This is a genomic window from Rugosimonospora acidiphila, assembly GCF_039543385.1.
Taxonomy (GTDB): Bacteria; Actinomycetota; Actinomycetes; order Mycobacteriales; family Micromonosporaceae; genus Rugosimonospora; species Rugosimonospora acidiphila.
The window spans coordinates 1-21,628 of record NZ_BAABJQ010000017.1 but is presented as its reverse complement, the minus strand read 5'-3'; the positions used below and the strand labels follow the sequence as shown (position 1 = coordinate 21,628).

Annotated in this window: 18 protein-coding genes and 1 rRNA gene; 3 read left to right on the top strand and 16 right to left on the bottom strand. The window is 73.2% G+C overall.

Annotated elements, in window-relative coordinates; translation table 11 throughout:
* Positions 1-10: 10 nt before the first annotated feature.
* From ABEA87_RS25540 to ABEA87_RS25500, 9 genes are all read right to left on the bottom strand, one after another.
* A complete protein-coding gene (locus ABEA87_RS25540; protein WP_345633686.1) occupies positions 11-1,702 on the bottom strand; it encodes a CTP synthase in 1,692 nt (563 codons plus the stop codon).
* Between the two features lie 56 nt (positions 1,703-1,758).
* Entirely contained in the window at positions 1,759-4,260 is a 2,502-nt protein-coding gene (locus ABEA87_RS25535) for a hypothetical protein (RefSeq protein ID WP_345633683.1), read from the bottom strand.
* Positions 4,260-5,354: a glycosyltransferase family 4 protein gene (locus ABEA87_RS25530; RefSeq protein WP_345633680.1), complete on the bottom strand. Its 1,095-nt coding sequence runs from the start codon at positions 5,352-5,354 to the stop codon at positions 4,260-4,262. The genes ABEA87_RS25535 and ABEA87_RS25530 overlap by 1 nt, the downstream gene beginning before the upstream one ends.
* Positions 5,351-7,273 (bottom strand): murein biosynthesis integral membrane protein MurJ, encoded by a 1,923-nt coding sequence (gene murJ, locus ABEA87_RS25525; RefSeq protein WP_345633677.1) that lies wholly within the window; start codon positions 7,271-7,273, stop codon positions 5,351-5,353. The genes ABEA87_RS25530 and murJ overlap by 4 nt, the downstream gene beginning before the upstream one ends.
* Positions 7,270-8,172 (bottom strand): hypothetical protein, encoded by a 903-nt coding sequence (locus ABEA87_RS25520; RefSeq protein ID WP_345633674.1) that lies wholly within the window; start codon positions 8,170-8,172, stop codon positions 7,270-7,272. The genes murJ and ABEA87_RS25520 overlap by 4 nt, the downstream gene beginning before the upstream one ends.
* A 1-nt stretch (position 8,173) precedes the next feature.
* Positions 8,174-9,106, bottom strand: a complete 933-nt coding sequence (locus ABEA87_RS25515; RefSeq protein ID WP_345633671.1) for a copper transporter — start codon at positions 9,104-9,106, stop codon at positions 8,174-8,176.
* The gene (steA, locus tag ABEA87_RS25510) at positions 9,106-10,284 is read right to left on the bottom strand and encodes a putative cytokinetic ring protein SteA (protein WP_345633668.1); all 1,179 of its coding nucleotides are present in this window, start codon (positions 10,282-10,284) and stop codon (positions 9,106-9,108) included. The genes ABEA87_RS25515 and steA overlap by 1 nt, the downstream gene beginning before the upstream one ends.
* 117 nt (positions 10,285-10,401) lie before the next feature.
* On the bottom strand, positions 10,402-12,159 hold the full coding sequence (gene recN / locus ABEA87_RS25505; RefSeq protein ID WP_345633665.1) for a DNA repair protein RecN: 1,758 nt from the start codon (positions 12,157-12,159) through the stop codon (positions 10,402-10,404).
* A 117-nt stretch (positions 12,160-12,276) separates the two neighbouring features.
* The gene (locus tag ABEA87_RS25500; RefSeq protein ID WP_345633661.1) at positions 12,277-13,269 is read right to left on the bottom strand and encodes a TetR/AcrR family transcriptional regulator; all 993 of its coding nucleotides are present in this window, start codon (positions 13,267-13,269) and stop codon (positions 12,277-12,279) included.
* 111 nt (positions 13,270-13,380) lie between these two features.
* Between ABEA87_RS25500 and ABEA87_RS25495 the strand changes: the two genes are divergently transcribed.
* A complete protein-coding gene (locus ABEA87_RS25495; RefSeq protein WP_345633658.1) occupies positions 13,381-14,487 on the top strand; it encodes an FAD-dependent monooxygenase in 1,107 nt (368 codons plus the stop codon).
* A gap of 33 nt (positions 14,488-14,520) precedes the next feature.
* Here ABEA87_RS25495 and ABEA87_RS25490 read toward each other — a convergent pair whose 3' ends face one another.
* From ABEA87_RS25490 to ABEA87_RS25475, 4 genes are all read right to left on the bottom strand, one after another.
* Positions 14,521-15,402, bottom strand: a complete 882-nt coding sequence (locus tag ABEA87_RS25490) for an NAD kinase (protein WP_345633655.1) — start codon at positions 15,400-15,402, stop codon at positions 14,521-14,523.
* On the bottom strand, positions 15,399-16,208 hold the full coding sequence (locus ABEA87_RS25485; RefSeq protein ID WP_345633652.1) for a TlyA family RNA methyltransferase: 810 nt from the start codon (positions 16,206-16,208) through the stop codon (positions 15,399-15,401). The genes ABEA87_RS25490 and ABEA87_RS25485 overlap by 4 nt, the downstream gene beginning before the upstream one ends.
* A complete protein-coding gene (locus tag ABEA87_RS25480; protein ID WP_345633649.1) occupies positions 16,208-16,333 on the bottom strand; it encodes a hypothetical protein in 126 nt (41 codons plus the stop codon). Before ABEA87_RS25480 ends, ABEA87_RS25485 begins: the two co-directional genes overlap by 1 nt.
* A gap of 188 nt (positions 16,334-16,521) precedes the next feature.
* A complete protein-coding gene (locus ABEA87_RS25475) occupies positions 16,522-17,238 on the bottom strand; it encodes a phasin family protein (RefSeq protein WP_345633646.1) in 717 nt (238 codons plus the stop codon).
* Positions 17,239-17,368: 130 nt separating this feature from the next.
* On the opposite strand from ABEA87_RS25475, the gene ABEA87_RS25470 reads away from it, so the two are divergent.
* Positions 17,369-17,707 carry an SCP2 sterol-binding domain-containing protein gene (locus ABEA87_RS25470; RefSeq protein WP_345633643.1) on the top strand — a complete coding sequence of 113 codons (339 nt, stop codon included), beginning with the start codon at positions 17,369-17,371 and terminating at the stop codon, positions 17,705-17,707.
* A gap of 5 nt (positions 17,708-17,712) precedes the next feature.
* Here ABEA87_RS25470 and ABEA87_RS25465 read toward each other — a convergent pair whose 3' ends face one another.
* Positions 17,713-18,702, bottom strand: a complete 990-nt coding sequence (locus ABEA87_RS25465; protein WP_345633640.1) for an HAD-IIA family hydrolase — start codon at positions 18,700-18,702, stop codon at positions 17,713-17,715.
* The gene (locus ABEA87_RS25460; protein ID WP_345633636.1) at positions 18,699-20,006 is read right to left on the bottom strand and encodes a tetratricopeptide repeat protein; all 1,308 of its coding nucleotides are present in this window, start codon (positions 20,004-20,006) and stop codon (positions 18,699-18,701) included. The genes ABEA87_RS25465 and ABEA87_RS25460 overlap by 4 nt, the downstream gene beginning before the upstream one ends.
* Before the next feature lie 57 nt (positions 20,007-20,063).
* On the opposite strand from ABEA87_RS25460, the gene ABEA87_RS25455 reads away from it, so the two are divergent.
* Positions 20,064-21,407, top strand: a complete 1,344-nt coding sequence (locus ABEA87_RS25455) for a hypothetical protein (protein ID WP_345633633.1) — start codon at positions 20,064-20,066, stop codon at positions 21,405-21,407.
* A gap of 94 nt (positions 21,408-21,501) precedes the next feature.
* Here ABEA87_RS25455 and rrf read toward each other — a convergent pair.
* Positions 21,502-21,618 (bottom strand): 5S ribosomal RNA (gene rrf / locus ABEA87_RS25450).
* Between the last annotated feature and the right edge of the window lie 10 nt (positions 21,619-21,628).

Sequence of the window (21,628 nt, the reverse complement as noted above, 5' to 3'; positions counted from 1 at the left end):
CGCGCGAGCGTCACCGGGACGCCTCGGTCAGCTCGACCGGCAGCCGGTCGGCGTCGGCGTACGTCAGGGCCGCGCCGACGAACCCGGCGAACAGCGGGTGCGGCCGGGTCGGGCGGCTCTTGAGCTCCGGGTGCGCCTGGGTGGCGACGAAGAACGGGTGCAGCTCGGGGTCCAGCTCGACGAACTCCACCAGCCGGCCGTCCGGCGAGGTGCCGCTGATGCGCAGGCCGGCCTTTGCCAGCACGTCCCGGTACGCGTTGTTGACCTCGAACCGGTGCCGGTGACGCTCCTCCACCTCGGTCTCGCCGTACGCCTGGGCCACCAGCGAGCCCTCCAGCAGCCGGGCCGGGTACGAGCCCAGCCGCATGGTGCCGCCCAGGTCACCCCGGCCGGCCACGATGTCCGCCTGCTCGGCCATGGTGGCGATCACCGGGTGCGCGGCCTGCTCGTCGAACTCGCGGGAGTTCGCGCCGTCCAGGCCGGCCAGGTGCCGGGCCACCTCAATCGTCATGCACTGCAGTCCCAGGCACAGGCCCAGCGTCGGGATGCCGTTCTCCCGCGCGTACCGGACCGCACCGATCTTGCCTTCGATGCCCCGCACGCCGAAGCCGCCGGGGATCACCACGCCGTCCACGCCGGCCAGGGCGCTGGCCGCCCCCGACGGGCTCACACACTCGTCGCTGGGTACCCAGCGCAGCTCGACCCGGGCGCGGTGGCCGAAGCCGGCCGCCCGGATCGCCTCGGACACCGACAGGTACGCGTCGGGCAGGTCCACGTACTTGCCGACCAGCGCCACGGTGACCGTGTGCTTCGGGTGGTGTACCCGCTCCAGCAGGTCGTCCCAGCGGCTCCAGTCCACGTCCCGGAAGGACAGCCCGAGCCGGCGCACCACGTAGGCGTCCAGCCCCTCGCGGTGCAGCACCTTCGGGATGTCGTAGATGCTCGGCGCGTCCGACGCGGACACCACCGCCTCGCGGTCCACGTCGCAGTACAGCGCCAGCTTGTGCTTGAGCTTCTCGGGGATGTCCCGGTCCGACCGGCACACGATGGCGTCGGGCTGGATGCCGATGCTGCGCAGCGCGGCCACCGAGTGCTGGGTCGGCTTGGTCTTGAGCTCGCCGGAGGGCGCCAGGTAGGGCACCAGCGACACGTGCAGGTAGAAGCAGTTGTCCCGGCCGATGTCATGGCGGATCTGCCGGATCGCCTCCAGGAACGGCAGCGACTCGATGTCGCCGACCGTGCCACCGACCTCGGTGATCACCACGTCGGGGGTGCGGCCGTCCTCGTCCGGGGAGGCCATGGCCCGCACCCGGGCCTTGATCTCGTTGGTCACGTGCGGGATGACCTGGACGGTGTCGCCGAGGTACTCCCCGCGCCGCTCCTTGGCGATCACCTCGGAGTAGATCTGCCCGGTGGTCACGTTGGCCCGGCGGGACAGGTCCCGGTCGAGGAACCGCTCGTAGTGACCGACGTCCAGGTCGGTCTCCGCACCGTCCTCGGTGACGAACACCTCTCCGTGCTGGAACGGGTTCATCGTGCCGGGGTCGACGTTCAGGTATGGGTCGAGCTTCTGCATGACCACGCGCAGCCCGCGGGCGGTCAGCAAGTTGCCGAGGCTGGAGGCAGTGAGGCCCTTACCCAGCGAGGAGGCGACGCCCCCGGTGACGAAGATGTGCCTGGTCGTTCGTGCCGAAGGGGCCAACGCCTGCTCCCGTGGTCGATTCCGTCACGCGCGATTACCGCGCGGTCCACGGGATTTCACGGTAACACGTCACCGACGGGCGCTGTCGGCGCACTCACCGGGGTGTCCGGTTCCGGTTCACCGGTGTTCGCCCCGTTGTCGCCTGCTGGCCGCTTTCCGCCGTTGTGCGCCGGCGAAACACCCGCGATCGGCGGCTCCGGCCCGCTCGCCGGCACGGCCGAGACCGGCGGCCCGACCCCGGCTCCCGGCTCGATCACGATCTCGGCCTCAATCGCGATCTCGACCTCAATCGCGGCCTCGGGCTCGGCCCCGGGTGGCGGCGGCGGTGGCGGCTCGGTGGTCACCGGGCCGGGCGGGGCGGCCGGTGCCGAGGACGGGAGCGCGGCGGCCGACACGCCGGCGACCGTGGGCCGCACCCATGCGGGCAGCCCCTCCCCCAGCGGAGGCACCACGATGGTGCGATCGTCCGCGTGGTCGAGTACCCGCAGCGCCGCCAGCGTGGCCAGCGGCACGGCGGTGGCCGCCGCGGCGCCCGCCACGTTGAAGCCAACCCCGTCCAGGAACCCGGCCAGCGAGGAGGCCACCCCGATCCCGATCAGCGCGGCACGCATCGTCGGGTAGATGCCGAACAGCCGCTTGAGGCCGCCCGTCGGGCGCTGCAGCACGAACACGATCAGGACCACCGAGCCGAGCACGATCAGCGTCAGCGGGCTGGTGAACACCGTCGTGCCGTTCTGGGCGCTGGTCGAGTGCAGCAGGGAGTCGCCGGTACCGTCGCGGGCCGCCGACACGAGCCGCCCGAGGCTGCCCCGGTCGTCGCCGGGGCGCAGCAGGTCCAGCAGCGCGAAGCCGGTGGTCACCACCAGGCCGGTGAGGGTCGCCCAGGCCAACCGGGCAAAGGTGAGGAACCCGCCGGTACAGATGGCGGCCGCCACGCAGACCCCGGAGGTCAGCGCTATCGCGCCGGCCGCTTCGGAGCCCAGGTACGGGCTGCCGACCAGCACCACCCCCACCGCGCCCAGCGCGGCGACCGCCACCGGACGCCAGCGCCGGCTCATCCGCTGCGCCAGCCAGCCGGAGGCCAGCAGGATGCCGGCGATGAACAGGCCGAGCCCGATGGTGCCGAGGCCGGCGTAGCGCGCCCCCTCGACCGCGGAGTAGCCAGCCACCCCGTTGAGCTGCAGCCGGGAGCCGGTCAGCACGTCGATCCCGACGATCGCGGCGGTGATCCCGCCGACCGCGCCCAGCGGCGCCAGGGCGCCCCGCCGACCGGTACCGAAGAACACCAGCGCGGTCAGCGCCCCGACCACGCCGACCGTCACGGCGGCGAAGATCAGTCCCGGGGCACCGCTGCGCCACCAGGGCACCGCGTCGGCCACCAGCGCACCCGGCACCGTCAGCGAGGCGGCGACCAACAGCACCTCGACGACCCGCACCAGCACCACCGGGGCGGGGCGCAGCCGGCGCCCGGCGTGCCGGCGGGCCCGCCGAGCCCGGCGCAGCAGCGGCACGGCGGCCACGAACAACGCCAGTACCCCGATGGTCAGCGCGGCGAAGAACCCACCCGCGACCGAGCGCTGCGCCTCGGCCTCCCGGTCCGCGTCGGACAGGTGCGACACCGCGCTGGCCACGTTCGTGGGCCGGCCCGGGGTGCTGTCCACCGGGTCGCCGCTGAACAGCTCGGTCGGCGCCGGCTTGTCCAGCGCGCTCAGGGCGGTCGGGGCGAGGTCGGTCAGCTGCAGGTACCCCTGGCGGGCGGTGCTGGGTGAGGTCAGCCAGCCGGCCCGGAACCCGGGGCCGTCCGCGATCGCCACGTGCAGCCGGGAGCTCAGGTCGGTGTCGGACAGGCCGGCCACCATCACCAGCGACGACTTCGGCCGGCCGGCCAGCACGGCGCCCAGCTGGGCGTCGATCTGGTGCGCCTGCGCCCGCCGCGAGGTCGGGTCGGTCGCCGAGATGGTGCCGAGGTCGACGACGGCCAGCGGGCAGGACCCCAGCAGCCGGCTCGGGTCGGCCGGCAGCGCCGGCTCGTACCGGTCGATGCGCCCGTACGGCCGGGCCGCCGCGACGGCCGCTCCCGGGCCGACCGCCACCGTGCAGTCCAGCGCGTCGGCCAGCGCCCCGGGTTGGGTGCGGTAGGGCAGCTCCCGGTTCCAGTCGGCGATGTCGGTCTCCTGCTGCGGCAGGTTGGCGCTCTGCCCGGTGACCTGAACGCCCACCTGCATCGGCGGGCACTGGTCGGTGATCGACATCGAGGGGTCGGTACCCACCGCGTAGTTTCCCGCGCCCAGGGTCAGCCACCCGTCGCCAGGGCAGGTCGGGGAGTGCGCGGAGCGCACCGACAGGGCGCCGATCGAGCCCTGCTGGGCCAGCCGCCACAGGTTCGGCGTGTCCGTGGGGTTCACGTCGTCCCAGCGCAGCCCCGCCGCGCCGGCCACCACCACGTGCTGGACGTGCACGCTGGGGGCGCCGGTGGCCGGTACCGCCACCAAGCCGAGAACGCTGGCCAGCACGATCGCGGCGGCGGCCAGGTACGGGACGATGGTGGCGCGGCGCATCAACCGGCTACCGGTAACCCGGTCAACTCGGCGTACACCGCCATGACCTGCTCGACGGTCTGCTCCTCGGTCGGCCACTGCCGCACCTGGTCCCGGGCGCGCTCGGCGTAGGCGGCGGCCAGCGCGGGATCGTCGAGCATGCGCCCCACCCCGGCGTCCAGCGCGTCCACGTCGCCCGGAGCCACCAGCAGCGCGGCGTCCCCGACCAGCTCGGGCAGGCCGCCGACCTGGGTGGCCACCAGCGGCAGCCCGGCCCGCAGCGCCTCCTGGGCGAACAGCTGCCGGGCCTCCCACACGCTGCTGACCACCGCGAGGTCGGCGGCACCCAGCAGGTCGGCCACGTCGTTGCGGTGCCCGAGCAGCAGCACCGGCGACCGGGAGCTGGAGATCTGCGAGGCCAGCGCCATGTACAGCGGCCCAGTGCCGGCGATGGCCACCACCGGCGCCGGTTCGCGCCGCCGCCACCGTACGGCCGCCTCGATCAGGATCGCGTAGCCCTTCTGCGGGTGCAGCCGGCCCACCGACAGGATCAGCGGCGCCTCCGGCGGGATGCCCAGCTCGCCGCGCACCTTCGCCCGGTCCTTGGTGGCCACCAGCTCGGGTGCCGCCACCGGACCCAGGCGCACGTCCGTGCCGCCGAGCGCCAACGCGCGCGCCACCAGGTCGGCGGACGCGCCCAGGGTGATCTGCGCGCTGCGGGCCACCCGGGCGGCCATCGTCTCGGCGAGCCGGCCGCGCAGCCCACCGGCGACGGGCACCGGGTTGTGCCAGGTCACCACGAGCGGCACCCGGACCGGGCGGGCCCAGCCGGCGACCAGGCCGGCGCGCAGCCCATGGGCGTGGACCACGTCGGGCCGCCGCACGGCGAGCGCCCGGCGCAGGGCGGCCACCGCCGAGGCGTCGCGCAGGCGGGGGCTGGCCGGAATCTCCACGGGTACGAACTCGCCGGCGAAGCCGAACCGCTCGGCAGTGGCGGCCGGGCCGTATACCGTGACCCGCAACCCCCGGCTGACCAGGCCGCCGGCCAGCGAGGCGACGTGGCGCCCGATGCCGCCGGTGGCGGAGGCCAGGACCAGAGCCACCCGTGCCGTCATCGGTCACCCTCCGTCTTCTCGGGCGGCGCCCCCGCGCCCCCGGACAGTCGTGCCGCCCCGGCCCGCCGGGCCGGGCGAACCCGGTTGAGCAGCCGGGTCAGCATCGGCCCCGCATCGTGCCGGTCGACCAGCATCACGACGCCGACGAAGACGACAACCACGGCGACACCGGACAGCATGCCGCTCAACGCGACGCGCAAGTATCCCGGGGTCCCGTCGGCGCCCGTCAGCGGCCAGCGCACCGCGATGCCCGCCGCCGCGGCCAGCGTACCGGCCAGCACGGCGGTGCCCGCCGCCCGGCGTACCCCGGCCAGCGCCCCGGCGCCGACCCGGCGGCGGACGAACGTCGCGATCACCCCACCGAGCAGCAGCATGCCCGTGGAGTTCGACGCGGTCAGCGCCGGTACCCGATCCACGGCCGGCAGCACCACCGACGCCACGACCGCCACGGCGGCCGCCCCGCCCCAGCCGATCACCATGGCCAGCGCCGCCCACCGGTTGTCCCGTCGCGCGTACAGCGCGCGGGAGTGCAGCGCGAACACCCCGTACCCGAGCAGCCCGGGGGCGAACCCGATGATCCCACCGGACAGCGAGCCGACGTGCGGTGCCGAGCCCGCCGACCTGCCCAGGTGCGCCAGGATCCAGGCCATCGGCCAGGCCAGCGCGACCAGGGCCGCCGCGCCCAGCGCGGACAGCAGCAGCACGCTGCGGGTGGCCGAGGCCAGGGTGTCCCGGAACCGCTGCGCCGCCCCGTTGGCCACGGCGGTCGCCAGCGCCGGGTACGCCGAGGTGGCCACCGGCACCGCCAGCACCGCCCAGGGCACCAGGTACACCGTCTGCGCCTGGGTGAAGTGCACCAGCGAGCCCTTGGGGGTGTCCCAGTTGGCCAGGGCGATCAGCAGCGCCAGGGTCAGCTGCTGGGCGGCGGCGGTGATCACGGCCACCCAGGCCAGCTCGCGCACCGACTTGCGTACCTGGTCGTTGAGCCGCAGCGTCGGGCGCAGCCGCAGGCCCAGCCGCCGCAGCGGGATGGTCATCGACATCGACAGCACGACCACGCCCAGCGTGGTGCCCACCGACAGGATCAGCTGCCCGGCCCGCCCGACGTGCGGGATGTCCACCCGCCCCGGCTCCACGGCGGCGAAGGTCAGGTACACCCCGATCACGGTGAGGCTGGACAGCAGCGGCGCCAGTACCGGCCAGGCGAACCGGCGGTGGGCCTGCAGCACGCCGCTGATCACGATGCCCACGCCGTACAGCGGCAACTGGGGGGCGAAGACCCGCAGCATCTCGGTGCCCACCCGCATGGCGTCCGGGGTGTGGCGCGGATACAGCAGCCAGATGAGCGGGTGCGCGATCGCCTCGACGACCAGCGCCGCCGGCACCAGCAGCAGCAGGATCCAGGTCAGCAGGCCCGAGGCGGTCTGGCTGACCTCCTGGCGGTCGTGGCGGCTGGCCGCGCCGGCCACCAGCGGCACCACCAGCGCGGCCAGCGCCCCGTTGGCGACGATCTCGAAGATGATGTTGGGGGTGGTGTTGGCGGCCTGGTAGATGTCGCCCAGCGTGGTCGCCCCGAGCGCGTAGGTGAAGACCAGGATCCGCCCGAACCCGACCATTCGGCTGAGCGCGGTGAGACTGGCGATTAACGCCGCCGACCTGGCGATCCTCGGGGGCGCCGGCTCGCCGGACGCGGTACGCGGGGAAGCGCCGCTCGGCGGCCCGGCCCCGTTGCCCGCGGCGGCCCCTAGGGCGCTTCCGTTGCCCGCGGCCGCCCCGTTGCCCGCGGCGCTCTGCGCGGCGGCCTCGCTTCCGGCGGTGACGCCGTTCGGCACGGCCGCGTCGACCGGTGAGGCGGCGACCGCCGGGGCGGGCGGCTCCGACCCGGGTGGGGCGCCGGGTACCGGGGGCGTCACGGTCATCCGCGGCGCCGGCCCAGCGCGTCCAGCTCGCGCAGCCCCGGCGTCGCCTCGATGACCTTGGTGAAGCTGACCTTCTCGCTGGCCGCGGTCAGCCCGGCCAGGGCGGCCAGCAGCGCGGCCCGGCCCACCGGACCGGTACGGGCGGCCAGCGCCACACCCAGCAGCGCGCCGAGCGCGTTGGCGCCCGCGTCGCCCAGCATGATCTCCTCGCCGAGGTCCTCGGGCAGCAGCCCGCCGACCGCGCCGACCGGGCCGGTGACCAGCCCGCCGGCCGCTCCCGGCAGCAGCGGCCCGCTCAGGATCAGGCCCGCCTTCAGTGCCCGCCCCGGCCGCAGGTCCAGCAGGTTGACCAGGTTGGCGGTGCCGGCGATCACGCCGGCACCGAGCAGGATCTCGGTCGCCGCGGCGGCGCGCCCCGATCCGCCGGCGGCACCGCGCCGCCCGGGCCGGCGCCGCGATCGGATCCGCCCGGAGCGGCCCGAGCCGCCGCGGTCGTCGGCGAACAGCAGCGCGGAGGCGGCCAGCCCGGCGGCGCCCACTCCGGCGATCTTGACCAGGCCGCTGGTGACCCGACCCTCGCGCAGGGCGCCCAGGTGGCCGCGGAAGCCCTTGGCCGACTTCTGCTCCGGCCGGGAGCCGACCAGGTCGTCGTAGAACCCGACCCCGCCGGCGCCCAACCCCGCCGTCAGCGCGGCCGCGGCGGCCGGCACGCTCGGCGCGCCCAGCGCCGCCGTGGTGGAGGCCGCGACCGCCAGCGCGGGGCCGCCGGCCAGGCTGACCGTGCGGCCGTGGAAGTTGGTGCGCTCCAGCTCCTGGGCGCGCGGTGCCCGGCGCAGCGCCCGCAGGGTGGTCTGGGCGGCCAGGGCACCGGCGGCGGCCAGCGCGATGCGTCGAAGCACCTCAGCTCCCTTGCACGAGTTTGGGCAGCATCGACGTCGCACCGCCGCCGAGCCCGTAGTGGCCGGCCCGGTTGAGCGTGAGCTGCTCGTCGACGGCCAGCGCGAGCGCGACCTGTCCCTGCGGGGTGGCCAGGTTGTCGACGGTGGAGACGGTCTTCTGCAGGTTCGGGTCGGCGCGCAGCTCGGAGACCAGGTTGTCGGCGCCGGTCGCGCCGTTGGTCGCCACCGCCTCGACCCCGGCCTTGTCGAACTGGGTGGCCATGGTCAGCATGCTCTTGTTCTTGACGTCGGCCTGCTGGTCGATGTACGGCTGGGCGCCCAGCACCACCACCGCCTCGGCGGGGCCGGTCGGCTGCCCGGTCGACTCGATGTAGTTGGCCTCCTTGAACTTGGCCACCACGTCGGGCATGTTGTCGGCCGGCAGCGCCGGGTTGTGGTCCAGCAGTACCGAGGCCAGCAGGTCGCTGGCCGTCTTGACACCGTCGCTGTCGGTCGAGTTGCTGGTCAGCCCGGCCGGCACCGTGGTGTCGGCCAGGTCCAGCAGTCCCTCGTTGGAGGCCGGGTCGAAGAACTTGTCCTCGACCTCGATCTGACCGGTCACCTTCGCGCCGGCCAGCCCGAGCATCTTGACCACGTCGTCAACGTATGCGCTGGTGGTCGGCATCGACAGCACCAGCACCCGGCGACCGGCGAGCCGGTCCTGCAGCAGCATCGGCGCCGAGTCGGTGGCGAAGGTCTCCTGCTTGCCCGCCCCGGCCTCCAGTTGGCTGACCTGGTCGCGGTACTGCTGGTTCTGCTTGCCTAGCGAAGTGACCTGGTCCTTGAGTGTGTCCACGAACGTGCCGTTCAGCGCGGCCGTGCCAACGACCAGCCCAATGGCCAGCGCGAGGAAGACGGCCGTCAGCGAGACGACGTGGTACCTGAAATTAATCACTAGAGCAGCCTTTGTACCGAATAGATGAAGTTATCCCACCACTCGGCGGCCAGGCCGAGGTATGCCTTACCGACCGTCGACACCGCCAGCGCCGAGGCCATCGCCGCGATGGCCGACAGGATCAGCAGCAGCAGGGACGAGCCGGAAATGTTCTGCCGGTAGAGCCGGCTCACGCCCTTGGCGTCGACCAGCTTGCCACCGACCTTGAGCCGGGTCAGGAACGTCGAGGCCATCCCGCCTCGACCCTTGTCCAGGAACTCTTCCAGGTTGTTGTGCGTGCCGACGGCGACGATCAGCGAGGCGCCCTTCTCGTCGGACAGCAACATTGCCAGGTCTTCGCTGGTCGCGGCGGCCGGGAAGGTCAGCGCCGCGACCCCGAGCTGGTGCACGCGGGCCAGGCCGGGGGCGCGGCCGTCCGGGTACGCGTGAACGATGACCTCCGCGCCGCAGCGCAGCGCGTCGTCGGTCACCGAGTCCATGTCCCCGATGATCATGTCGGGGCTGTAACCGGCTTCGACCAGGGCGTCCGCGCCCCCGTCCACCCCGATCAGGACCGGCTTGAACTCCCGGATGTAGGGCCGCAGCACGTCCAGGTCGGCCTGGTAGTCGTAGCCGCGCACCACCATCAGCACGTGCCGCCCGGCGATTCTGGTCTCGATGTCCGGAACGCCGACCCCCTCGAGCAGCAGCTGACGCTCCTGCTTGAGGTACTCCATGGTGTTCTCGGCGAACGCCTCGAGCTGGATCGACAGGCCCTCGCGGGCGCGGGCCATGGCGGCCGCCACCGATTCGGCGTCCTGGCGCTGGCCCCGCGCGACGATGTCGGTACGCCTGCGGACACAGCCGTCCTCCACGAACACCAGGTCGCCCTCGCGCAGCAGCTCGAACAGCTCGTCGCCCAGGTCGTCGACCAGCGGGATGCCCGCCCGGACGAGCACCTCGGGCCCGAGGTTCGGGTACCGGCCGGAAATCGAGGGCTTGGCGTTGAGCACGGCGGCGACGCCGACAGCGACGAGCGAGTCGGCGGCCACGCGATCCAGGTCGACGTGGTCGATCACGGCTATGTCACCGGGACGTAGTCGACCGACGAGTCGCTTGGTTCGCCGGTCGAGCCGCGCGACACCGGTGATCACGCCCGGATCGGCGCTCCGGGACCGGCGCAACGTAGGTAGACGCATCGTGACCCATCCTGACACGTGCATACCCGTTAGTCCGTCCCGACATACGCGAAGTCACTCTTCGTGTTGATCTTGAAGGACTTTTCGGCCGTCGCTCGCCCGTTGAACCGTTCCCCGTCAGCCCCGCTTCTCGCGATCGGCCACGGCGAGTAATTCCTCGGCATGAGCGATACCCAGGTCAGAATCGGGCAATCCGGCCAACATCCGGGCCAACTCGCGGGCCCGCTCGGTGGACTCCACCGCGCGCACCCCGCTGGTGGTCACCGCCCCACCGGTGTCCTTGGCCACTACCAGATGCTGGTCGGCGAACGCCGCCACCTGCGGCAGGTGGGTCACCACCAGCACCTGGTGCACCCGGGCCAGCCGGGCCAGCCGACGCCCGATCTCCACCGCGGCCTGGCCGCCGACGCCCGAGTCCACCTCGTCGAACACGAGCGTGGGCGGGCCGCCCGCGCCGGCGAACACCACCTCGATGGCGAGCATCACCCGGGACAGCTCACCGCCCGACGCACCCTTCTGCAGCGGCAGCGCGGGCGCCCCCGGATGCGCCAGCAGGCGCAGCTCGATCTCGTCGGCGCCGTCGGGCCCCACCCCGCACTCGGTGCCGGCCACCGTCAACGTGGGCTCCCCGCGTCCGGCCGCACGCGGCGCCACCACCACCTCGACCCGCGCGTGCGGCATCGCCAGGCCGGCCAGCTCCACGGTCACCGCGTCGGCGAACCGGCCCGCCGCCTCCTTGCGCCCGGTCGAGACCCGCGCCGCGATCTCGGCCACCTCGCCGGCCAGCCTCAGCCGCTCCCGGTCCAGCTCCTCCAGCAACTCGTCGGAGGAGTCCAGCTCGCCGAGGCGCTCGCGGGCGTGCTCCGCCCAGGCGATCACCCCGTCGACGTCCTCCGCGTACTTGCGGGTCAGCGCGCGCAGGGCGGCCCGGCGCTCGTACAGCTCCTGCAGGCGGGCCGGGTCGGCGTCCAACGCGTCGAGGTAGCCGCCGAGCTCCACCGACACGTCGGCGACCAGCGTGGCCGCCTCCTCCAGCCGGGCGGCCAGCTCGCCGAGCCTACGGTCCACACTGGACTGTCCCTCCAGCGTGCGCCGCGCGAGCCCCAGCAGGCTGGTCGCGTCGGGGGTTTCGTCGGCGCCGTCGGACGCGCCGGCCACCGCCTGGTGGGCCAGCTGAGCCGCGGCGCGCAGCCCCTCGGCGTGCTCCAGCCGCTGCGCCTCCTCGCGGAGCGCCTCGTCCTCGCCCGGCTGCGGGTCGACCCGGGTGATCTCGTCGAGCCCCAGCCGCAGCAGGTCGGCCTCCTGGTTGCGCTCGCGGGCATGGCGCCTGCGGTCGGCCAGGTCGTCCTCGACCGCACGCCACTGGTGGTGGCGCTCGCGCAGCTCGGCGAGGAGCTTGTCGTGGTCGAAGCCGGCGAACCGGTCCAGCGCCGCGCGCTGCTCGCCGGGGCGCAGCAGCCGCAGCTGGTCGGACTGGCCGTGCACGGCCACGACCTGCTCGCCGACCTCGCCGAGCAGGGCCACCGGCACCGTGCGCCCGCCGATGTGCGCCCGCGAACGCCCCTCCGCGGTCATCGTGCGCGACAGCAGCAGGCTGCCGTCCTCGTCCGCCTCGGCACCGGCGTCGACGACCCGCTCGGTGACCGCCGCGGCGGTCCGGCCGGTCAGCCGCAACCGCCCCTCGATCATCGCCCGGCCCGGCTGCGCACGCACCCGGGCGGCGTCGGCACGCCCACCGAAGAGCAGGCCGAGGCCGGTGACCACCATGGTCTTGCCGGCGCCGGTCTCCCCGGTGATGACATTCATCCCGCGGGTCAAGGGAAGGGTGGTGTCCTCGATGACCCCGAGCCCGGTGATACGCAGCTCCTCCAGCACGGCCCTGACAGTAGCCGTGCCGGAGGACACCCCGCCAGGGCGGCACGCTTCCCCGGCCGTCGCACCAGCCCGCTGACCTGGGACGAAAGAAAGTGCTGTGGATAACGCGACGCTCGGTTATCCACAGTCCGTAGGCTTGGCCGGCGGCCGGCCCAGCCGGCGCGCGCCCTCCGCCTCGATCCCGTCGAGCAGGAATTTCAGCCCGAGCTCGAACAGCGCGTCGAGATCGAGGTCATACCCGGTACGGGCGAAGTGGCGCAGGATCGAGCCGAAGGTCGGGTAGCGCCCGGACGAGACGATCGCCTCCATCGCCGGCCCCTGCCGGTCCATCCACTCCTGTTCGGACAGCCCGCTCGCGTCCGCCGCCCGCGCCTCGCTCTCCAGGTGCGTGGCCAGGCCCTGAATGTGGGCGTACAGCAGGATGTGCAGGTCGAGCATCTCGGTCTCGTCGAACCCGAGGCCGTCCAGGGCCCGCAGCGCCCAGTCGGCATGGGTGGCCAGATTCGGCAGCGGCAGCGGCCGGGTCAACGGGCTCAGCCCGGCCAGCCACGGGTGCCTGCGGTGCAGCCCCCAGAGCACCCGCCCGGTCAGCTCCAGGCTCGCCCGCCAGCCCGGTGGCGGCATCCGCGGGTACCCCTGCTCGCCGAAGGCCGCGTCGGCCATCAGCAGCACCAGGTGCTCCCGGCCGTCGACGTACCGGTACGGCGACATGGCGCTGACTCCGAGCCGGGCCGCGACGCCCCGCATGGACAGCGCGTCCAGCCCCTCCGCGTCGGCGATCTCGATGCCGGCGCGCACGATGCGCTCGCGGGTCAGCTCGGCCTCCCCGCCGCCCCGCTGCCGGCCGGCGCTGGGCCGCTGCCCAGCCGGCGGCGGTTCCCGGCCCGGTACGCGGTCGGCCACCACGGTGCCGACCCGTGGCCGGGCCCGCACCAGTCCCTCGGAGTGCAGCAGGGCCAGCACCTTGGTGGCGGTGGCCAGCGCAACGTTCCAGTCGCGGGCGAGCTGCCGGGTGGACGGCACCCGATCGCCCGGGGCCAGCTCGCCGTCGGCGATGCGCCGGCGCAGGTCGGCGGCGATCCGCCGGTACGGCGCTTCCGAATCGGTCATGACCCCTCCCCTGTACTAGTACAGAAGGCTAGCAGAACCGCTGGACTGCGCTCACCTGTGCTGTTCTTACGCCGTACATTCAGTCGCATACGCCGTACGAAGGAGGCAACCATGCCCACCGCACTCATCTCCGGGGCCGGCATCGCCGGCACCGCGCTGGCCTACTGGCTGCACCACCACGGGTTCGCCGTCACGACCGTCGAGCGGGCACCCGCGCTGCGCCCGGGCGGCCAGGCCGTCGACATCCGCGGGGTCGCCCTCGACGTCGCCGACCGGATGGGCATCCTGCCCCAGGCGCAAAAGCTGCGCACCCGCATGCGCGGCATGTCGGTGCTCGACGGCGACGGCAACGAGATCATGCGCTCGACCGAGGCGACCTACAGCGCCGGCCGGCTCGACAGCCCAGACCTCGAGATCCTGCGCGAGGACCTCGCCGGGCTCGTCCACGAGCGCACCCGCGAGCACGTCGAGTACGTGTTCGACGACGCGATCACCGCGGTAGCCCAACGCGCCGACGGTGTGCGGGTCGAATTCCAGCGCGGTGAGCCCCGCGACTTCGACCTCGTGGTCGGCGCCGACGGCCTGCACTCGGGCGTGCGGCGGCTGGTCTTCGGGCCGGAGCGCCAGTTCCTACGCCCGATGGGCACCTACCTCGCGGTGTTCAGCATGGACAACGTCCTCGACCTGGACAACTGGCAGCTGTGGCTGCGGGACGGACACGCGGGCTTCGCCATCTACCCGGTGCGCGACAACACCCAACTGCGGGTCACCCTGGGCTTCGGCGGCGAGCCGATCGAGTACGACCACCGCGACGTCGAGCAGCACAAGCGCATCGTCGCGCAGCGGCTGTCCGGCCTGGGCTGGGAGACTCCGCGGCTGCTGAAGGCCATGGCGACCGCACCCGACTTCTACTTCGACGAGATGGCCCAGGTCAGCATGGACCGCTGGTCCTCGGGCCGGGTCACGCTGCTCGGCGACGCCGCCTACTGCCCGTCGCCGATGTCCGGCCAGGGCACCAGCCTGGCACTGGTCGGCGCGTACCTGCTGGCCCGGGAGCTGGCCGCGGCCGGCGGCGACCACCCGGCCGCGTTCGACCGGTACGAGCGGCGGATGCGCCCGTTCGTCGCCGTCAACCAGGCGCTGGCCACCGAGAATCCGGGCGGTCCGCCAGCGGAGGAGTCCGTCGAGCGGGCCAAGAACGCGATCGCGCTGGACTGAGCCGAACTGGTCGCGACGCGGCGGGGGCAACCGCTAGCGCCCGCCGCGCCAGCCGTCCACCGGCAGGGCGAACTTGGCCACCAGCCGATCGGTGAACGGCCGCGGGTGCAGCCGCACGACCCGGACCGGCAGCTCACCCCGGCGCACCGTGACCACGCTGCCCGGGCTCAGGTCGAACACCCGCCGGCCGTCGCAGCTGAGCACCGCCGAGGTGGTGTACGGATCCACCGTGATCCGGATGGTCGAGGTCGGTGCGGTCACCAGCGGGCGGCTGAACAGCGCGTGCGCGCTGATCGGCACCAGCAGCACCGCCTCCACCTCCGGCCACACCACCGGGCCGCCCGCCGAGAACGCGTACGCGGTGGAGCCGGTCGGCGTCGCGCAGACCACCCCGTCGCAGCCGTACCGCGACAGCGAACGCCCGTCCACGTCGACCAGCAGCTCGAGCATCCGCTCGCGCTCGCCCTTCTCCACGCTCATCTCGTTCAGCGCCCAGGAGCGGATCACCGGCGCGCCCGGCCGTTCGGCCACCACGTCGATGGTCAGCCGCTCGTCGACCGTGTACGAGCGGTTCACCACGTCCTGCACGGCCTTGTCGATGTCCTCGATCTCGGCCTCGGCCAGGAAGCCCACCTTGCCGAGGTTGATGCCCAGCAGCGGTGCCCCGGCCGGGCGGGCCAGCTCGGCGGCGCGCAGCAGGGTGCCGTCGCCGCCCAGCGCGAACACGATCTCCACGCCCTCGGCGGCCTCCGGGCCGGACGCCGGCACCACGCCCGGCATGTCCAGGTCGGGTACCTCCTCGGCGATCACCCGAACCGTGAACCCAGCCTCGTGCAGATCGGCCGCCACCGTACGGGCGTGTTCGGTGCTGTCGCGCCGGCCGGTGTGGGTGACGAGCAACGCATTCCTGCTCACTGCTGCACCTCCCCGGCAACGATGTCACGTACCAGCGATTCGTCCACGGCCGGCGCGTCTCTGCGCAGCCAGAGGAAGAACTCCACGTTGCCTGACGGACCCGGTAGCGGGCTCGTCGCCACGCCGGACACGCCGAACCCCAGTCCGGCCGCGTGCGCGGCCACCTCCAGTACCGCGTCCGCGCGCAGTTGCGGGTCGCGCACCACGCCGCCGGGACCGACCCGCCCCTTGCCCACCTCGAACTGGGGCTTGACCATCGGCACCAGGTCGCCATCGGGCGCGGTGCAGTCCGCCAGCGCGGCCAGGACCAGGCGCAGCGAGATGAACGACAGGTCGGCCACGGTCAGCTCGGCCGGCCCGCCGATCTGGTCCGGGGTCAGCGCCCGCACGTTGGTACGGTCGTGCACCACCACCCGGTCATCGGTACGCAGCGACCACGCCAGCTGCCCGTAACCCACGTCCACCGCCACCACCTGGGCGGCGCCGGCGCGCAGCAGCACATCGGTGAAGCCGCCGGTGGACGCTCCGGCGTCCAGGCAACGCCGGCCCGCCACGGTCAGCCCGCGCGGCCCGAACTCGGCCAGCGCCCCGACCAGCTTGTGGCCGCCGCGCGAGACGTACTCGTCGCCGACGTCCGCGCCCAGCACCCGCAGCGGGTCGGCCGGGTCGACCATGGCGGCGGCCTTGCTCGCCGCCGTGCCGCGCACCTCGACGCGCCCGGCGTCGATCAGCGCCACCGCCTGCTCTCGGGACCGCGCCAGACCACGACGAACCAGCTCGGCGTCCAGCCGGGTACGTTTCGCCATCAGGCCTGATCGATAGTTGCCAGCGTCTGCTGGAGCACCCGGTGGGTCTCCTCGTACGCGGCAACCTGCGCGGCAATGGGCCGATCGGCGGCCCGATCCAGCTGATCCAGGGCAGCGTCGACCAACGGATGCCCGGTCGGACCAGTCGCACCAACCGGCCCGCTCACGCCAACCGGCCCGGTCACACCGCTCGGACCGGCACCCGCCTCACCCGCGGCGCCAGTCACACCAGCCCCCACCGAACCACTTCCCACACCGGCCACCGCCGGACCCGGTCGCACAGCGGCCCCGGACGGGCCCGCACCCAGATCGCTCACGCCTCGCCCTGCGTCATTCCGCCAGGGGCGCTGGGCGTGGTCCTCTTGATGGCGGCCTTCTTGGCCACCGCCTTCTTCACGACCGCGTTACTGGCCGGCGTCGCCGGCGCGGCGGCCGATCCGGTCTTCTTCGCTACCACCCGAGCCGGAGTCACCTTCACCACGGTATCGGCCACGCCTGCCTTCCGCGCCCCCGCGCGCGGCGTGGTCTTCGACACCGAGACCGCCGTCGGCTCCGCGGCCCCCGGGACGGCCTTCTTCGCGGGCGCCTTCTTGGCCACCGCCTTCTTCGCGACCTTGCGTACCGCCTTGACCGGCCCGGCCGATGCCACGGGCGTGCCGACCGGCACCGGAGGCACCGCGGCGGCGCTCGCGGACGCGGACGCCCGGGCCGTGCTCAGCTCCTCCTCCAACTCGCGCACCCGGGTGGTCAGCTCGGTGACCTCCTCCTGGGTGGCCAGGCCCACCTTGGCCAGCGTGCGATCAAGCTCAAACCGGACTAACCGGGTGATCGCCTCCCGGTTCGCCGCACTGGTGCTGATCAGGTCCTCGGCCATCGTCTGAAGCTGCTCCGCCGTCGCGCCGCCCTTGCCGACCAGCTTCTTGGCGACCTTCGTGGCGCGCTTGCGGGACGTCTCGGTCAGCCCGAGTGCCAGGTCCAGATATGCCCGCCACGCGTCCTGCATTGAGCGGAGATCTTCGCGTCCTGCCATGACCACACCTCGTCATTTCCGCGCCGACACCTGTTTACTGCTGTCACGCTACAAGGGACGCGGTCGCCGCGGTGCGGTACCGTGCCGACGGATACCGTGACTCGCGGGTAAAGCCGGTACAGGAGGCGAAATGGCGACGGTGGACGAGTGCCGAACGGCTCTACTTGAGCTGTCCGACCGGATGGCGGAGCACGCGGCGGAGGTGGGAGCGAAGATCGAGCTGGACCGTCCGCTCGCCTGCACCATCAAGGACCTCGGTGTCGCATTTCATGCCCGGCTGAACGGCGGCCGGCTGGAGAACCTGACCGACGGCGACGACCCCAAGGCGAAGATCAGGCTCACCGCCACTAGCGACGACCTGGTCGCCATGGTGGCCGGCCAGCTCGACCTGGCCAAGGCCTGGGCCGCCGGCCGCATCTCGATCAGCGCCAACCCGTTCGACCTGCTCAAGCTGCGCAAGCTGATGTGAGCCGCTCAGCCGGTCAGCCGCAGCGCCCGCAGCGCCTCTTCCGCCCCGGGGTCGCCCGCGCCGACCGTCTCCGGGCGCCCGCCGTCCCACGCGTACGCGCTCAGCAGCCGTAGCGCCTCAACGGGGGTACCGTCGCCGGACAGTTCCAGTCCGCTGTCTTCGCGACGTACCCGCCAACCCCCGGTCGACCCGTCCATTGTGAACAGTCCGGTCAGGTCAGCCGCGATGAACGTCGGGCGGCGGTGCGGGGGCGCGGCGAGGACATCCTGCGCGGTGCTCACCCCGGTGAGCACCAGCACGCTGTCCATCCCGGCCCGCACAGCGCCCTCGATGTCGGTGTCCAGCCGATCGCCGACGACCAGCGGCAGCTGCGCCCCGATCCGCTTGGCGGCCTGGTGGAACAGGGCCGGTTCGGGCTTGCCCACGATCGCGTCGGGCGCCCGGTCCAGCGCGGTCGCCAGGGCTGCCACCAGCGCACCGTTCCCGGGCAGCGGGCCACGCGGCGACGGCAGGGTGCGGTCGCCGTTGGTGGCCACCCACAGCGCGCCGGCCCGGATCGCCACGCTCGCCTCGGCCAGCATCCGCCAGCCGACGTCCGGCCCGTACCCTTGAACGACCGCGGCCGGCGCGGCCTCCGCCGAGTCGACCGGGGTGAGCCCCACGCCCCGGATCTCCGAGCGCAGCGCGTCGGTGCCGACCACCAGTACCCCGGCGCCGGCCGGCAGGCGCTCCGCGAGCAGCCGGGCGGCCGCCTGCGGCGAGGTGATCACCTCGTCCGAGGCGGCCGGGATGCCCAGCGACACGAGCAGCTCGGCCACCTCCTCCGGGCGCCGGCCGGCGTTGTTGGTCGCGTACGCCAGCGCCCGGTGCTCGGCGTGTAGCCGGTTGATGGCGTCGGCCGCACCCGGGATCGGTTCGGTACCCAGGTAGACAACGCCGTCAAGGTCGAAGATGACCAGGTCGTACCGGTCGATGACCGCAACCCGTTCGGTCACGCCGGCGTGCCGTTCTCGGGTTCGCTTTCGGCGCCGTCGGTGTCGAGTTCGTGGTCGAGGTCCTTGACGTCGGCATCGTCAACGTCGATTTCCACGCGCTCGTCGTCCTCGCGCCGATCCTCGGGTCCGCGCGAGGCCGGCCCGTCGCCGGGCTCCTCGTCGTCCAGGTCGTCCTCGTCGTCCTCGTCGTCCAGGTCGTCGTCGTCCTCGTCGTCTTCGTCCTCGAAGCCGTCCTCGTCGTCGCGGTAGCCGTCGTCTTCGTCGTCGTCCTCGTCGTCCTCGTCGTCTTCGTCCTCTTCGAGGTCCGTGTCGACGTCGGCGTCGTAGCCATCCTCGTTCGAGCGAGGCCGAGGGGTGTACCGATCCTCGAGGTCGACCCGATCCTCGGGGTTCAGCCGATCCTCGGGATCGAGGCGATCCTGGTCGTCAGCGTCCTCGTCATCGAGGTCCTCGTCCTCGTCGAGGTCCTCATCCTCAAGGTCCTCGTCGTCCTCGTCCTCGTCGCGCTCGTCGTCGTCGCGCTCGGCCTCGTCGCGCTCGTCGTCGTCCTCGGACTCGGCCTCGTCGAGGGTGACGCCGTCCAGGTCCAACAGCCGCTCGGCGGCGTCGGTGGTGGCTTCATCGTCGGCCTCAACCGCCCGAGCGAACCACTCGCGCGCCTCCTCGCGCCGGCCCGCCGCCAGCAGCCCGTCCGCGTACGCGTACCGCAGCCGAGCCGCCCACGGCGCGTCGACGCCGAGCTCGCGCACCTGGAGCATCGCCAGGGCCGCCTCGTCCTGCCCAAGATCCCGCCGCGCTCCGGCGGCGACGATGAGCAGCTCGATCGCCTCGCCCTGCTCCAGCTGCGCACTGTCGGCGGAGCGGTAGATGTCGATCGCCTTCTCCGGCCGGCCGAGCGCGCGCTCGCAGTCGGCCAGCACGGCAAGGTGCGTCTGCTGGCCGGTCATCCGGTGGTACGTCCGCAGCTCCGCCACAGCGGTCTGCCACTGCCCCGCGTGGTACGCGGCGATGCCGACGGCCTCCCGCACCACGGGGATCCGCGACGCGAGCCGCCGGGCCACGAGCGCGTGCTCCAACGCGGTCTCGGGGTCCTCGTCGACGATCTGGCCGGTGGCCACCAGCCGGCGGGCCACCGCCTCGGCTACCGGCCGGGACAACGAGCGCAGCTCGGCGCGGACCTCCGCGTCGAGCGCGTCGGGGGTGATGGCCTCGTCCAGCGCCGGGCCGGCGTCGGCCTCACGGGTGCGGTCGTCACGCTGAAAGTCGCCACGTGACGACTCGCCACGCCGGTAGTCGTCGCGCACGGGTCGGTCGTACCCGCGGTCCGGCCGATCCGTACGGTCACCACGGTTCGGGCGGTCTTGAGACCGCTCGGGCCGGGCCGTGCGCTCGGACGGGCGACTCTCAGAGGGGCGTCCCTCCGAGGGGCCACGGTCGAACGTCCGATCACGCGCGGGGCGGTCGCGGTCGAAGCCACCAGTGCGCTGGGGACGATCCTGCGAGTACGGCCGCTCCGGCCGGTCCTCCCGCCGGTACCCGCCTCGCTCCTCGCGCGGCCGGTCATCCCGGGCCCGGAAACCGCCACGGTCGTCTCGGGACCCGCCGCGATCTTCACGCGGGCGGAACCCACCGCGATCCTCGCGAGGACGATCCTCACGGGGACGGAACCCACCGCGGTCATCGCGGGGACGGAACCCACCACGGTCATCGCGGGGACGATCCTCACGCGGCCGGAAACCACCACGGTCATCACGCGGACGATCCTCACGCGGCCGGAACCCACCACGGTCATCACGCGGACGATCCTCACGGGGACGGAAACCACCCCGGTCATCGCGCGGGCGGAAACCGCCGCGGTCTTCACGGGGACGGAACCCACCACGGTCATCACGCGGACGATCCTCACGGGGACGGAACCCACCGCGGTCATCGCGCGGCCGGAAACCACCACGGTCATCACGCGGACGATCCTCACGCGGGCGGAACCCACCACGGTCATCACGCGGACGATCCTCACGCGGGCGGAACCCACCGCGATCCTCACGCGGGCGGAACCCACCGCGGTCATCGCGGGGACGATCCTCACGGGGACGGAAACCACCCCGGTCATCGCGCGGCCGGAACCCACCACGGTCATCACGCGGACGATCCTCACGCGGGCGGAACCCACCACGGTCATCGCGCGGCCGGAACCCACCGCGATCATCGCGGGGACGATCATCGCGCGGGCGGAACCCACCGCGGTCATCGCGCGGGCGGAACCCACCGCGATCCTCGCGGGGACGATCATCGCGCGGGCGGAACCCACCGCGGTCATCGCGGGGACGATCCTCACGGGGACGGAACCCACCGCGGTCATCGCGCGGCCGGAACCCACCGCGGTCATCGCGCGGACGATCCTCACGGGGACGGAAACCACCCCGGTCATCGCGGGCCCGGTCATCCCGTGGGCGATCCGGACGGGCCCGGTCGTCACGGGGACGGTAGCCGCCCCGGTCGTCCCGGGAGCCGCCGCGATCCTCACGGGGGCGGTAACCACCACGCTCGTCCGACGGGCGGCCGCCCTGGGAGCGACCGGAACCACCCGACCGGTATCCACCCGAGCCAGCACGGTCCGATCCCCCGGTCGGCCGGTACCCGCCGCGACGCGCGTCATCGCGGCCACCACCCCGGTTCTTGTCCCGGGGGTCGTCGTTGGGCGATGATGCGCTCACGGATACATCCTTCCTTGTGCGGCATTCCGCCGCCGGATCAAACACAGCTAAGGGCCGCCCGTCGGGGCGGCCCTAGCTGAAGGTTGTCCGGCGGCGTCCTACTCTCCCACACCCTCACAAGTGCAGTACCATCGGCGCAGGTGAGCTTAGCTACCGGGTTCGGAATGTAACCGGGCGTTTCCCCACCGCTAAAACCGCCGTAACACTATGAA